We start from the raw sequence: 13522 nt of genomic DNA on the forward strand, positions 1-13522 counted from the left end.
GCCACCGGCAAAGCGCAGGAGGTTGAAGCCCCCCACGTCGGCGACGAATCCCGCCAGTCCGACGACCCCGAACTTGGCAAGCTCGGACGCGAGAGCGCGACGTGGCGCGTCACCCGAGGGGGCAGTGGACAACTCGGTGTCGATTCGTCGAGGCGGGCACAGGTCATGGTGACAATACCGAACGATGGCCCCTGCCGGCATCACCTAGGGTTGATGTCGTGACCGACGCCATCATCATCCTCACCGAGGAGCCCCTGCGCCCGATCGACGTCACGAAGATCGTCGGCCTGCACGAGGGGGAGCAGCTGGTCTACCGGGTCCTCGTGCCCGCGGACACCGAGCGCAACGTGCTCTCCTCGGTGCTCAACCACCTGAGCCTGTTCGAGATGCGCGAGGCGATGGAGGCGCTCCGACCGGTCGACCGGACCGAGGCCCGGTCCGACGCGGAGCTGGCGCTCGCGACCTCGCTCGAGGCGCTCGGGGGAGCCGGCGTGGAAGCCACCGGCACGATCACCGAGGACGACCCGCTGCCCACCCTCTCCTCCGAGGTCGAGCGGCTCTCGGCACGCGAGGTCATCATCGTCACCGAGCCGCACGCCGTCGAGGACACCTTCCACAGGGACTGGGCCAGCAAGGCCCGAGAGCTGCTCGGGGTCCCCGTCCTGCACATGTATGCCGGGGACTGGCGCCTCGGCTGATCCGGTCCCCGGATCGGGCCGGTGGGTGATTTGGTCGCATGTCGCGCACACGGTATCTTTGAGAACTGTGTCTGGGTCCACCCGGACACCTGAGCCTGTTCGGGGGCACGACGCCTCCGGAGCCTGCTCACCTCTCGCCGGGCAATCCATCTCGATCGTGTTCTCCGCAGTGCGGGCCGATCGTGGCGGGGAGTGCAGGGGAGAGCGCCTCTGACGACGCACCCGCATGCGGGTTCGTCCGGGGTAGACCAAGGAGCTCGAGCAGCAGCTGCTGTGAGAGCAAGACCAATGCGACGTACGGAGAACAGCTTGCCTACGATCAACCAGCTGGTCCGCAAGGGCCGCCAGGACAAGGTCGCCAAGACCAAGACCCCGGCGCTCAAGGGCTCGCCCCAGCGGCGTGGAGTGTGCACCCGCGTCTACACCACCACCCCCAAGAAGCCGAACTCGGCGCTTCGCAAGGTGGCGCGCGTCAAGCTGACCTCGGGGATCGAGGTCACGGCATACATTCCCGGTGTCGGCCACAACCTGCAGGAGCACTCCATCGTGCTCGTGCGCGGCGGTCGGGTGAAGGACCTCCCGGGGGTGCGCTACAAGATCGTACGCGGCTCGCTCGACGCCCAGGGCGTCAAGGGTCGCAAGCAGGCCCGCTCGCGTTACGGCGCCAAGAAGGAGAAGAAGTAATGCCTCGTAAGGGCCCCGCCCCGAAGCGGCCGCTGGTCGTCGACCCGGTGCACAACTCGCCGTTGGTCACCCAGCTCGTCAACAAGATCCTCCTCGACGGCAAGAAGTCGATTGCCGAGACGATCGTCTACGGCGCCCTCGAGGGTGCCAAGCAGAAGACCGGCACCGACCCCGTCGTCACGCTCAAGCGCGCGCTGGACAACATCAAGCCGGCCCTGGAGGTCAAGAGCCGTCGCGTCGGTGGCGCGACCTACCAGGTCCCGATCGAGGTCAAGCCCGGCCGCAGCACGACGCTCGCGCTGCGTTGGCTCGTCGGCTACTCGCGCCAGCGTCGCGAGAAGACGATGACCGAGCGGCTGATGAACGAGATCCTCGACGCCTCCAACGGTCTCGGCGCCGCCGTCAAGCGCCGCGAGGACACCCACAAGATGGCCGAGTCCAACAAGGCCTTCGCGCACTACCGCTGGTGACCGCACGGTATGCCGGGTGCGCGAGGCGCGCACCCGGCATACCCGGCCCGAGAGCCCCGGCCCGCACCCTCCGGCAGCACCGCAGCAGAGCACCGCATCCCGACCAGACTGAGATGAGACAGCACCCGTGGCACTCGACGTCCTGACGGACCTGACCAAGGTCCGCAACATCGGCATCATGGCGCACATCGACGCCGGCAAGACGACGACGACTGAGCGCATCCTCTTCTACACCGGCATCACCTACAAGATCGGTGAGGTCCACGACGGCGCCGCGACGATGGACTGGATGGAGCAGGAGCAGGAGCGCGGCATCACGATCACCTCCGCCGCGACGACGACCTTCTGGGACAACCACCAGATCAACATCATCGACACCCCCGGCCACGTCGACTTCACCGTCGAGGTCGAGCGGTCGCTGCGCGTGCTCGACGGCGCGGTCGCCGTGTTCGACGGCAAGGAAGGCGTCGAGCCGCAGTCCGAGACCGTCTGGCGCCAGGCCGACAAATACGGCGTGCCGCGCATCTGCTTCGTCAACAAGATGGACAAGCTTGGTGCGGACTTCTACTTCACGGTGCAGACGATCATCGACCGGCTCGGCGCGACCCCGGTGGTGCTGCAGCTGCCGATCGGCTCCGAGAGCGAGTTCTCCGGTGTCGTCGACCTGATCGAGATGCGCGCCCTCACGTGGCGCGGCGAGGTCAAGATGGGCGCCGACTACGAGATCGAGGAGATCCCGGCCGGCCTGCTCGAGAAGGCGAAGCAATACCGCCACGAGCTCGTCGAACGGGTCGCCGAGTCCGACGACACCCTGATGGAGAAGTACCTCGAGGGTGAGGACCTCACCGTCGCCGAGCTCAAGGCCGGCATTCGCAAGCTCACCATCGCGGGCCAGATCAACCCCATCCTGTGTGGCACCGCGTTCAAGAACAAGGGCGTCCAGCCGATGCTCGACGCGGTCATCGACTTCCTCCCGTCGCCCCTCGACGTCCCGCCGATGATCGGCCACAAGCCGGGCGACGAGAGCGTCGAGATCATCCGCAAGCCGGACGTCAAGGAGCCTTTCTCGGCCCTCGCGTTCAAGGTCGCGTCGCACCCGTTCTTCGGCAAGCTGACCTACGTGCGGGTCTACTCCGGCGAGGTGCCGACGGGCGCCCAGCTGGTCAACTCGACCAAGGGCAAGAAGGAGCGGGTCGGGAAGTTCTTCCAGATGCACTCCAACAAGGAGAACCCGGTCGACAAGGCGTCGGCGGGCCACATCTACGCGTTCACCGGGCTCAAGGACACGACGACCGGCGACACGCTGTGCGACCCGGGCAACCAGGTGGTCCTGGAGTCGATGACCTTCCCCGACCCGGTCATCTCGGTCGCGATCGAGCCCAAGACCAAGGGCGACCAGGAAAAGCTCGGCATGGCGATCCAGAAGCTGGCGGAGGAGGACCCGACCTTCCAGGTCCAGCAGGACGACGAGACCGGCCAGACCATCATCAAGGGGATGGGCGAGCTGCACCTCGACATCCTCGTCGAACGGATGCGTCGCGAGTTCCACGTCGAGGCCAACGTGGGCAAGCCGCAGGTGGCCTACCGCGAGACGATCCGCCGCGCCGTCGTCAAGCTCGACTACGTCCACAAGAAGCAGACGGGTGGCTCGGGTCAGTACGCGAAGGTCCAGGTCACCATCGAGCCGCTGGACACCCACGAGGGCGAGCTCTACGAGTTCGACAACAAGGTCACCGGTGGTCGCATCCCCCGGGAGTACATTCCCTCGGTCGACCAGGGCATCCAGGACGCCATGCAGTACGGCGTGCTCGCGGGCTATCCGCTCGTCGGGATCAAGGCCACCCTGCTCGACGGCGCCTACCACGACGTCGACTCCTCCGAGATGGCGTTCAAGATCGCCGGCTCCATGGTGCTCAAGGAGGCCGTCCGCCAGGCGGACCCCGTGCTGCTGGAGCCGATGATGGCCGTCGAGGTGCGCACCCCCGAGCTCTACATGGGCGACGTCATCGGTGACATCAACTCCCGCCGTGGCCAGATCCAGGCCATGGAGGACATCAGCGGTGCCAAGGTCGTCAAGGGCCTCGTCCCGCTGTCGGAGATGTTCGGGTACGTGGGCGACCTGCGGTCCAAGACCCAGGGTCGCGCGAACTACTCGATGCAGTTCGACTCCTACGCCGAGGTCCCCAGGGCCGTGGCCGAGGAGATCATCAAGAAGCAACGTGGAGAGTGACGGGCTCGTAGTCCCGTAGGCTGTCTCTTCGGATTCACCAGCACAACCCAACAAGCAGCGCCACGTCCTGCCCTGGTCGTAACGGCGTAACACCAGCAAGTCCTGAGGAGGACCACAGTGGCGAAGGCAAAGTTCGAGCGGACTAAGCCGCACGTCAACATCGGCACCATCGGTCACATCGACCACGGTAAGACGACGCTGACGGCAGCAATTTCCAAGGTCCTGCACGACAAGTACCCCACGCTGAACCCCCAGTTCGCGTTCGATGACATCGACAAGGCGCCGGAGGAGAAGCAGCGCGGGATCACGATCACCATCGCGCACATCGAGTACCAGACGGAGTCGCGTCACTACGCGCACGTCGACTGCCCGGGGCACGCCGACTACATCAAGAACATGATCACCGGTGCGGCTCAGATGGACGGGGCGATTCTTGTCGTCGCGGCCACCGACGGCCCGATGCCGCAGACGAAGGAGCACGTCCTCCTGGCCCGCCAGGTCGGCGTCCCCTACATCGTCGTGGCGCTCAACAAGGTCGACATGGTCGATGACGAGGAGATCCTCGAGCTGGTGGAGATGGAGGTGCGTGAGCTGCTCTCGTCCTACGAGTTCCCCGGCGACGACCTCCCGGTCGTCAAGGTCTCGGCCCTGAAGGCGCTCGAGGGCGACGAGGAGTGGGGCAAGTCGGTCCTCGAGCTGATGGACACCGTCGACAGCTACATCCCCGAGCCCGTGCGCGACATGGACAAGCCGTTCATGATGCCGGTCGAGGACGTCTTCACGATCACGGGTCGTGGCACGGTCGTCACCGGGCGCATCGAGCGCGGTGTCCTGAAGGTCAACCAGGAGATCGAGATCGTCGGCATCCACACCGGTCCGCCGGCGAAGACCACGGTCACGGGCATCGAGATGTTCCGCAAGCTCCTCGACGAGGGTCGCGCGGGCGAGAACGTCGGCCTGCTGCTTCGTGGCACCAAGCGCGAGGACGTCGAGCGCGGGCAGGTCATCTGCAAGCCGGGCTCGATCACCCCGCACACCGACTTCGAGGCCAACGTCTACATCCTGTCGAAGGACGAGGGTGGTCGTCACACGCCGTTCTACGACAACTACCGCCCCCAGTTCTACTTCCGCACGACGGACGTGACCGGTGTCGTCAAGCTCCCCGAGGGCACCGAGATGGTCATGCCCGGCGACAACACGGAGATGACGGTCGAGCTCATCCAGTCCATCGCGATGGAAGAGGGCCTGAAGTTCAACATCCGCGAGGGTGGCCGCACCGTCGGCGCCGGTCGCGTCACCAAGATCATCAAGTGATCTGAGGCTGCGGCTGCAGCCATCGCTCCACCGCCGGTGGGGCTCGGACTTCGGTCCGGGCCCCATCGGCGTCCTACGTTGAGGCCATCGACGCCCAGGCTGACCCCAGGCTCGGGGTTGACGCTGCGTCGAGGCTCTTGACGCGGTCTGCAGGGGGCGTCAACCCCGTTGACGCAGCGTCAACCGGCTCCACGAGACGTCAACCGTAGGACTCACGTCGTCCTACAGTGGCGGGCATGGCTCATCCCTTCGACACCGACACCGAGGCCGCCGGCCTGATCGCCTTCATCGACGCGTCGCCGTCGCCGTTCCACGCGGTGGCGCGGGCGGGCGCGATGCTCGAGGATGCCGGGTTCGCCGAGCTCAGCGAGGTCGACGCCTTCCCCACCGAGGCGGGTCGGCACTACCTGGTGCGCGGCGGATCGCTCGTGGCCTGGAGCACCGAGGGGGCCGATGGCGCCTCCGGTGGCGCCGGGCCCGCGTCACCGTTCCGCGTCGTCGGGGCCCACACCGACAGCCCCAACCTGAGGATCAAGCCGAAGCCTGACGTGACCCGGGCCGGCTGGCAGCTGCTCGGGGTCGAGGTCTACGGCGGGCCGCTGCTCAACTCGTGGCTCGATCGCGACCTCGGCCTCTCTGGGCGGGTCGCCGTCCGGGAGGCGTCGGGGGTCGCCACCCGGCTGCTCACCGTCGACGAGCCGGTCCTGCGCGTCGCCCAGCTCGCGATCCACCTCGACCGGGAGCAGAACCGGGGCCTGGCCCTCAACCCGCAACAGCACCTCGCCCCGCTATGGGGCCAGGGCGAGCTTCCCGGCGACTTCCCCGCCTACCTCGGCGACCAGGTCGGGGTCGACGCCAACGACGTCCTCGGCTGGGAGGTCATGACCCACGACGTGCAGCCCTCCCGGCGGATCGGCCGTGGTGGAGACCTCATCGCGGCCCCGCGCCTGGACAACCTCGCGACGACCTACGCCGGGGTCCGCGCCCTGCTCGACGCCCTCGAGCGGGAGCCCGCGCACGTGCTGGTCCTCGTCCTCTTCGACCACGAGGAGGTCGGTAGCCTCTCCGAGCGCGGCGCCATGTCCACCCTCCTGCCCGCCGTCCTCGAGCGGGTCGTCCTCGCCCGGGGCGGCACCCGCGAGCACCACCTGCGCGCCCTCGCAGGGACGGTCATTGCCTCGGGTGACATGGCGCACGCCACGCACCCCAACTACGCCGACCGACACGAGTCGCAGCACCAGGTCGCCCTCAACGCCGGCCCGGTGCTCAAGGTCAACGCCCAACTGCGCTACGCCACGGACAGCGTCGGGGCCGCGACGTTCCTCCTGGCCTGCGAGCAGGCCGACGTCCCGGTGCAGCTCTTCGTGACCCGCACCGACCTGCCGTGTGGCAGCACCGTCGGCCCGACGACGTCGGCTCTCACCGGCGCGACGACGGTCGACGTCGGCGCACCGATGCTCTCGATGCACAGCGCCCGCGAGCTGTGCGGCGCTCAGGACCCTGCCATGTATGCCGGCGCGCTGGGAGCGTTCCTGGCGCCCGTCTGACCTGCACCTTGCGTCAGTGGTAACCCGGTGCCGCAGCAACGGTGGGCCACCCGGGAGTGGGGTGAGCCGGGCTCGAGGTGCGATCAGCGGACGATGAGGCGCTTGTCGTCGGTGGCCGCTCCGGGACCCTCGGCGCCGCCCGAGGCGTCATCGCCGGAGAGCTTCACCGTGTAGGAGCCGGGCTTCAGCGTGACCGTGAAGGTGAGCTCGCCGAACGCCCCGCCGCCGCTGCCCGTCGCGAAACCCTTGGCCACCACTGCTCCGACGGCGGTGCGGATCTCCCAGGGGAAGTTGGCTTCGAACGACGTGCCGTACCCCCTGAAGACCACCTGGCCGGCCGGCACCGTGGCGCCCTCCTGTGGGGTCGTCACCCAGGTGTGGGCCTGTACGGCGGACATCTCGGCGCGCATCATCGGGTCGCCGAGGTGGACCGCTCCCCACGCGTCGAACGGCTTCCCGTCCACGGTGATCGTCACGGTGCGGGCGGGGTGCCCGGCGTCCTGAGCCGCGGCGGTCGCGGTGTAGACGAGCTGCTGCACGGCGCGTTCGGCCAGCGCGCTGCCGACCTGGGTGTTGGCGAAGGCGTCCGCCGACAGGTCGACGGTGATGGCGTCGCCGGTCTGCCGCGCAGTCACACGCGAGGCGGCACGCCAGGGGGTCAGGTAGTCGGGGTCGAGAGGCTTCACCCGTGTCGCGGCGGCAACGGCGGAGGCCACGGGGGTGCCCACGTCGGCCACAGTGCGGAACTCGCGGTACAACGCGAACGAACGCCGCGACTCGCCGATCCAGTACACCGGCACAACCACGCTGCTCGCGGGACCCGTGACCGACGTGGTGACGGGGGTAGGCGTGGTGACGGGGGTGGGGGTGGTGACGGGGGTGGGGGTGGTGACCGGGGTCGGGGTCGTCGTGGACGCCGAGGCCGCCCGCGTGGAGGACGGCAGCCCGGCGGCCGCTCCGGGGGAGGTGGCCGCACCTGCGCAGGCCGACATCGACGCGGCGACGGCGAGCGTCATGACACCGAGTGTGAGCGACCGACGTGTCGGCCCGTCCGCTGGTCCCATCGGATCCTCCTGAGTTTGGTGGACGGCTCCCGAGTCGGGGCTGTCACACAGGAGACGTCTCAGTCGGCCGCGAGGTTGACCTGGGGGAGGGGTCACCGAGGTTCGTGGTCAGCAGGAGGAAGGGCCCACATCCACGGCGTTGCCGAGTGCAGGGTGGCTAAGAGCGCGCGGCGGACTGCGTTGGCGTGCGGCACGCTCGTGGACTCACCGTTGACCAGGAGCGGCTGGTCGAGCAGGACGTGGAGGGCGCGCAGGGTGTGCGGCGTGTTGCTCACCCTCGGCGGCAGCGGCCCGGGTGTCGCCGACTCCAGCACCGCCCGCACCGGCGTCATCCATGCCGTGGCGTCAGCTGCCGAGAGCCTGGAGCTGGTCAGGACGCAGGCCATCGCGTAGGCGACCCGGTCATCCTCCTGGTCCCGCAGGACGTAGGCCGTGTCAGCGATCAGTCGGGCGGCGAGGGTCGCGAGCAGGGGGGCGGGGGCGACCTCGGGGTGGCGCACACAGGCCCGGAAGAAGTCGGCGCCGTGGGCGACAGCATGCAGCCAGCCAGTCTGCTCGTCGTGCCCGCGCAGGTCCTGCTCGGAGAGATACCACCGAGTCACCCCCTCGACCCACCGGGCGTCGGTGTCGCCCGTCTCGGTGAGGATGGAGCAGGACCAGCGGTGCGAAGGTGCGGGCCTGGATCTCGGGGTGCTCGAGACGCCTGACCATCGCGGTCCCCAGCCGGCGGCGTTGGGCTGCGGTGAGCTCGCCCTCGACGATCGCGGCCCCCAGGTTTGACAGGGCTCGCTCGTCCCGGATCCGAGGGTCCGCGGAGGCAAGCTCGACGACGAGCCGATCGAGGTGCACCTCGCTGATCACGTGGGGAAGATGCTCCGTAGGGAGGTAGGCAGGCAAGCGCGCCGAGCCGGGCCGCTCGGCCGCCCCACGACCTTATGCTGCGACGGTGACCGCGATCCGCTGGACGCAGCTCTTCCTCGACCGCCCGCGCCAGCAGGTCGACGCGGCCGCGGCCTTCTGGGCAAGCGTCACGGACAGTGACCTGTCGCCATGGCGCGACGCGCACACCTTCGCGACGTTCGAGCCAAGAGCGGGTGCCTCCTACCTGCGCGTCCATGCCGTCGTTGACGGCGGCGGCGGGGCCCACCTCGACCTCGAGGTCGACGACCTCCGGGCCGGGACCGAGCGAGCCGTGGGCCTGGGCGCACGCGTCGTCGGGCAGGACGTCGTCGAGCAGGACGACGGCCTCGTCGTTCTGCGGTCGCCGGCGGGGCTGGGCTTCTGCCTCGTCCCGCACCGCGGCGCCTCGGAGCGGCCGCCCCCGGTCGGGCACCCGACGACCCGCGTCGACCAGGTCTGCCTCGACCTGCCCGCCGCGGTCCATGACCTCGAGGCGGCGTTCTGGACGCGCCTGACGGGATGGGAGCGCCATCGCGGTCGGCTGCCCGAGTTCGAGCTGCTCGCCCCGCCTGCCGGTATGCCGGTCCGCCTCCTCCTCCAGCGGCTCACCGGCGGAGACAGGGCAGGGGCGCACGTGGACCTCGCCACGACGGACCGGGTGGCGACGCGGGCCCAGCACGCGGCCCTGGGCGCCCGTGAGCTGGCCGTTCACGAGCACTGGAGCGTCATGCGTGACCCCGCTGGCGGGGTCTACTGCCTGACCGACCGTGACCCGTTGACGGGGAGCCTCCCACCCGCGGCGGCGAGCCTCCCACCCGCGTGACCGTCCGGCATACGCTGAGCTGGTGGCCTGAACGTGGCCCCGAGCGAGGCCCGCGGCGCGCTGCCTGAGCACGAATCCGGACCGGGCCGCCACCGATTTGATAGTGCCGTGTCGCCTCTGGCACACTAGACCGGTTGCCTGACGCGCGGGAAGGACTCATGTCCGTTCCGCCGCCTCCATGAAGACAGTGCCGGGACCCGGCGGTGGCCATGGGGAAGCGCAGGCGCCTGGGTTCTCCCGGGTCCTCGACACATCCCGTACGGCGCGGCACCTCTGGTGCACGTCGTCGGGCCGCGGAGCGGGTGCGACACACCCGACCTCGGGGGTCGGAGACCGAGAACCACCTGTACAGATGTCCGGCGAGAGAAAGACGTAACGGAGATGGCGGGACAGAAGATCCGCATCCGATTGAAGTCGTATGACCACGAGGTCATCGACAACTCGGCGCGCAAGATTGTCGACACGGTCACCCGTGCCGGAGCGACGGTCGTCGGCCCGGTGCCGCTGCCGACGGAGAAGAACGTCTTCGTCGTCATCCGGTCGCCGCACAAGTACAAGGACAGCCGCGAGCACTTCGAGATGCGCACCCACAAGCGCCTCATCGACATCATCGACCCGACGCCCAAGGCCGTCGACTCGTTGATGCGTCTCGACCTGCCGGCGGACGTCAACATCGAGATCAAGCTGTAGGACTACCGATGCCAAACACGACTGTCAGAAACGTCAAGGGTGTGCTGGGCGAGAAGCTCGGCATGACCCAGGTCTGGGACGCCGTCGGCCGCCTGGTCCCGGTCACCGTCATCAAGGCCGGTCCGTGCGTCGTCACGCAGGTTCGCGACGACGCCACCGACGGCTACGGCGCGGTCCAGATCGCCTACGGCGACATCGACCCCCGCAAGGTGAACAAGCCGATGAAGGGCCATTTCGAGAAGGCCGGCGTCACGCCGCGTCGTCACCTCGTCGAGCTGCGCACCGGCGACTTCGCGGACTACGCCCTCGGTCAGGAGATCACCGCGGAGACGTTCGAGGCCGGCCAGAAGGTGGACGCCACGGGCACCACCAAGGGCAAGGGCTTCGCCGGCGTCATGAAGCGGCACGGCTTCCACGGCGTCAGCTCGTCGCACGGCTCGCACAAGAACCACCGCAAGCCGGGCTCGATCGGTGCGTGTGCCACCCCGGGCCGGGTCTTCAAGGGGATGCGGATGGCCGGCCGGATGGGCGGCGAGCGCCAGACCACCCAGAACCTCACGATCCACGCCGTGGACGCCGACAAGGGCCTGCTGCTCGTCAAGGGTGCCGTCCCGGGGCCCCGGGGCAGCGTCGTCCTCGTCCGCACGGCCGCGAAGGGAGCCTGAGCACCATGGCTACCAAGACCGAGCTCACGCTGCCCGCCGACATCTTCGATGTCCAGACCAACGTGCCACTGATCCACCAGGTCGTCGTCGCGCAGCTCGCTGCCGCCCGTCAGGGCACGCACTCGACCAAGACCCGTGGAGAGGTCCGCGGCGGTGGCGCCAAGCCCTACCGCCAGAAGGGCACCGGCCGCGCCCGTCAGGGCTCGACCCGGGCCCCGCAGTTCACCGGCGGTGGCGTCGTCCACGGCCCGCAGCCGCGGGACTACTCGCAGCGGACCCCCAAGAAGATGAAGGCGGCCGCCCTGCGCGGTGCCCTCTCCGACCGGGCCCGCCACGACCGGATCCATGTCATCGACAGCATCGTCACGGGGCAGGCCCCGTCGGCGAAGCAGGCGCTGACCATCCTCAACGGACTGACCGAGCGACGGAACTTCCTCGTCGTGCTCGCTCGCGGTGACGAGGTCACCCAGAAGAGCGTGCGCAACCTGGACCACGTGCATGTGCTGGTCGCCGACCAGCTCAACACCTACGACGTGCTCTGCGCCGAGGACATCGTCTTCACGCAGGCCGCGTTCGACGCCTTCGTCGCCGGGCCGGTCAAGGGCAACGCCGCGAGCGACCGGGGCCTGGTCGCCGACTCGGCCGCTCCGCTCGAGGACGGCTCGGCTCCCGAAGGATTCGACATCAAGGGCAACCAGGACTCGATGAAGTACCACCGCCCCGACGGTCGCTGGTACGACGCGACGGTCGCCGAGGTGTGGTTCCGCACTCCTGAGGCCGCCGAGGCCGCCGGATTCGTCGAGGCCGGTTCCGCGTCCTCCACCGAGGCCGATGTCCCGGCCGACAACGCAGTTGGGGAGGACGAGAAGTGAGCAACATCCACATCAAGGACCCGCGCGACATCCTGATCGCCCCGGTCGTCTCGGAGAAGTCCTACGGGCTGCTCGACGAGGGCAAGTACACCTTCCTCGTGGACCCGCGGGCCAACAAGACCGAGATCAAGATCGCCATCGAGCAGGTCTTCAAGGTCAAGGTCGACAAAGTTCACACACTGAACCGCCAGGGAAAGACGCGTCGCACCCGCTTCGGGCTCGGCAAGCGCAAGAACACCAAGCGCGCGATCGTCTCCCTCAGAGAAGGGTCCATCGACATCTTCGGCGCGAGCGCCTGAGCCCTAGACGAACGAGGACTGAGGGAAACACATCATGGGTATCCGCAAGTACAAGCCGACCACCCCGGGCCGTCGTGGCTCGTCGGTCGCCGACTTCGTCGAGGTCACACGCACCACGCCGGAGAAGTCACTGGTCCGTCCGCTCACCAAGAGCGGTGGACGCAACAACGCCGGCCGCATCACGACCCGCCACATCGGTGGCGGTCACAAGCGTGCGTATCGCGTCATCGACTTCCGTCGCCACGACAAGGACGGCGTGCCGGCAAAGGTCGCGCACATCGAGTACGACCCCAACCGCACCGCCCGCATCGCGCTGCTGCACTACGCCGACGGCGAGAAGCGCTACATCCTGGCGCCGAACCGGCTCAGGCAGGGCGACCGCATCGAGAACGGACCCGGCGCAGACATCAAGCCGGGCAACAGCCTCCCGCTGCGCAACATCCCGGTCGGCACGACGGTGCATGCCATCGAGCTCAAGCCCGGCGGCGGCGCGAAGATCGCCCGCTCGGCCGGCTCCAAGGTGCAGCTCGTCGCGAAGGACGGTCCCTACGCCCAGCTGCGGATGCCGTCCGGCGAGATCCGCAACACCGACCTGCGCTGCCGCGCGACGATCGGTGAGGTCGGCAACGCCGAGCAGAGCAACATCAACTGGGGCAAGGCCGGCCGCATGCGCTGGAAGGGCAAGCGCCCGACGGTGCGTGGTGTCGCGATGAACCCGGTCGACCACCCGCACGGTGGTGGCGAGGGAAAGACCTCCGGTGGACGCCACCCGGTCAGCCCGTGGGGCCAGGCCGAGGGCCGCACCCGGCATCCAAACAAGGACAGCGACAAGCTCATTGTCCGTCGTCGTCGCAAGAAGCGCTGATAGGAGCCCTGGGAAATGCCTCGTAGCTTGAAGAAGGGCCCATTCGTCGACGACCACCTTCAGAAGAAGGTGGATGTCCAGAATGAAGCCGGCACCAAGATCGTCATCAAGACCTGGTCCCGCCGCTCGATGATCGTGCCCGACATGCTCGGACACACGATCGCCGTGCACGACGGCCGCAAGCACGTCCCGGTGTTCGTGACCGAGTCCATGGTTGGCCACAAGCTCGGTGAGTTTGCGGCGACCCGGACGTTCAAGGGTCACGTCAAAGACGACAAGAAGGCCCGTCGCCGTTGAGCGGCGGTCTGTTACCACGGGTTAATCACACCCACCTGATCTAACTTCGAACGAAAGCAAGGGACAGCGATGGAAGCCAAGGCGCAGGCGCGGCACGTCCGTGT

General features: G+C 68.3%; 15 protein-coding genes. 13 read left to right on the forward strand and 2 right to left on the reverse strand.

Annotated features, from left to right (window positions below):
- Window positions 1-218: 218 nt before the first annotated feature.
- From ACLL9L_RS12765 to ACLL9L_RS12790, 6 genes are all read left to right on the forward strand, one after another.
- The gene (locus ACLL9L_RS12765; RefSeq protein WP_411285038.1) at window positions 219-698 is read left to right on the forward strand and encodes a hypothetical protein; all 480 of its coding nucleotides are present in this window, start codon (window positions 219-221) and stop codon (window positions 696-698) included.
- A 309-nt stretch (window positions 699-1007) separates the two neighbouring features.
- Entirely contained in the window at window positions 1008-1382 is a 375-nt protein-coding gene (gene rpsL / locus ACLL9L_RS12770; protein WP_411285039.1) for a 30S ribosomal protein S12, read from the forward strand.
- Window positions 1382-1852 carry a 30S ribosomal protein S7 gene (gene rpsG / locus ACLL9L_RS12775; RefSeq protein ID WP_411285040.1) on the forward strand — a complete coding sequence of 157 codons (471 nt, stop codon included), beginning with the start codon at window positions 1382-1384 and terminating at the stop codon, window positions 1850-1852. Before rpsL ends, rpsG begins: the two co-directional genes overlap by 1 nt.
- Before the next feature lie 127 nt (window positions 1853-1979).
- On the forward strand, window positions 1980-4082 hold the full coding sequence (fusA, locus tag ACLL9L_RS12780; protein ID WP_411285041.1) for an elongation factor G: 2103 nt from the start codon (window positions 1980-1982) through the stop codon (window positions 4080-4082).
- A 117-nt stretch (window positions 4083-4199) separates the two neighbouring features.
- A complete protein-coding gene (gene tuf, locus ACLL9L_RS12785; RefSeq protein ID WP_411285042.1) occupies window positions 4200-5396 on the forward strand; it encodes an elongation factor Tu in 1197 nt (398 codons plus the stop codon).
- 236 nt (window positions 5397-5632) lie between these two features.
- Entirely contained in the window at window positions 5633-6943 is a 1311-nt protein-coding gene (locus ACLL9L_RS12790) for a M18 family aminopeptidase (RefSeq protein ID WP_411285043.1), read from the forward strand.
- A gap of 83 nt (window positions 6944-7026) precedes the next feature.
- Here the strand turns inward: ACLL9L_RS12790 and ACLL9L_RS12795 are convergent, their stop codons facing one another.
- Together ACLL9L_RS12795 and ACLL9L_RS12800 are read right to left on the reverse strand one after the other, a co-directional pair.
- Entirely contained in the window at window positions 7027-7959 is a 933-nt protein-coding gene (locus ACLL9L_RS12795; protein ID WP_411285044.1) for a Gmad2 immunoglobulin-like domain-containing protein, read from the reverse strand.
- A gap of 140 nt (window positions 7960-8099) precedes the next feature.
- On the reverse strand, window positions 8100-8828 hold the full coding sequence (locus ACLL9L_RS12800; protein WP_411285045.1) for a DUF2785 domain-containing protein: 729 nt from the start codon (window positions 8826-8828) through the stop codon (window positions 8100-8102).
- Window positions 8829-8953: 125 nt separating this feature from the next.
- Here ACLL9L_RS12800 and ACLL9L_RS12805 point away from each other — a divergent pair, with 125 nt between their 5' ends.
- The 7 genes from ACLL9L_RS12805 (at window position 8954) to rpsS (ending at window position 13418) form a co-directional block, all read left to right on the forward strand.
- A complete protein-coding gene (locus tag ACLL9L_RS12805; protein ID WP_411285046.1) occupies window positions 8954-9730 on the forward strand; it encodes a VOC family protein in 777 nt (258 codons plus the stop codon).
- A gap of 381 nt (window positions 9731-10111) precedes the next feature.
- A complete protein-coding gene (gene rpsJ, locus ACLL9L_RS12810; RefSeq protein WP_009775966.1) occupies window positions 10112-10420 on the forward strand; it encodes a 30S ribosomal protein S10 in 309 nt (102 codons plus the stop codon).
- Window positions 10421-10428: 8 nt separating this feature from the next.
- Complete coding sequence (gene rplC, locus ACLL9L_RS12815) at window positions 10429-11085, forward strand: 50S ribosomal protein L3 (protein WP_411285047.1); 657 nt, start codon at window positions 10429-10431, stop codon at window positions 11083-11085.
- A gap of 5 nt (window positions 11086-11090) precedes the next feature.
- A complete protein-coding gene (gene rplD, locus ACLL9L_RS12820; protein ID WP_411285048.1) occupies window positions 11091-11957 on the forward strand; it encodes a 50S ribosomal protein L4 in 867 nt (288 codons plus the stop codon).
- Entirely contained in the window at window positions 11954-12256 is a 303-nt protein-coding gene (rplW, locus tag ACLL9L_RS12825; protein ID WP_411285049.1) for a 50S ribosomal protein L23, read from the forward strand. Before rplD ends, rplW begins: the two co-directional genes overlap by 4 nt.
- Before the next feature lie 34 nt (window positions 12257-12290).
- A complete protein-coding gene (gene rplB, locus ACLL9L_RS12830) occupies window positions 12291-13121 on the forward strand; it encodes a 50S ribosomal protein L2 (RefSeq protein ID WP_411285050.1) in 831 nt (276 codons plus the stop codon).
- Window positions 13122-13136: 15 nt separating this feature from the next.
- Window positions 13137-13418 carry a 30S ribosomal protein S19 gene (gene rpsS, locus ACLL9L_RS12835; RefSeq protein WP_411285051.1) on the forward strand — a complete coding sequence of 94 codons (282 nt, stop codon included), beginning with the start codon at window positions 13137-13139 and terminating at the stop codon, window positions 13416-13418.
- Window positions 13419-13522 lie beyond the last annotated feature (104 nt).

The sequence above is a fragment of the Lapillicoccus sp. genome, assembly GCF_046595215.1.
Classification (GTDB): domain Bacteria; phylum Actinomycetota; class Actinomycetes; order Actinomycetales; family Dermatophilaceae; genus Lapillicoccus.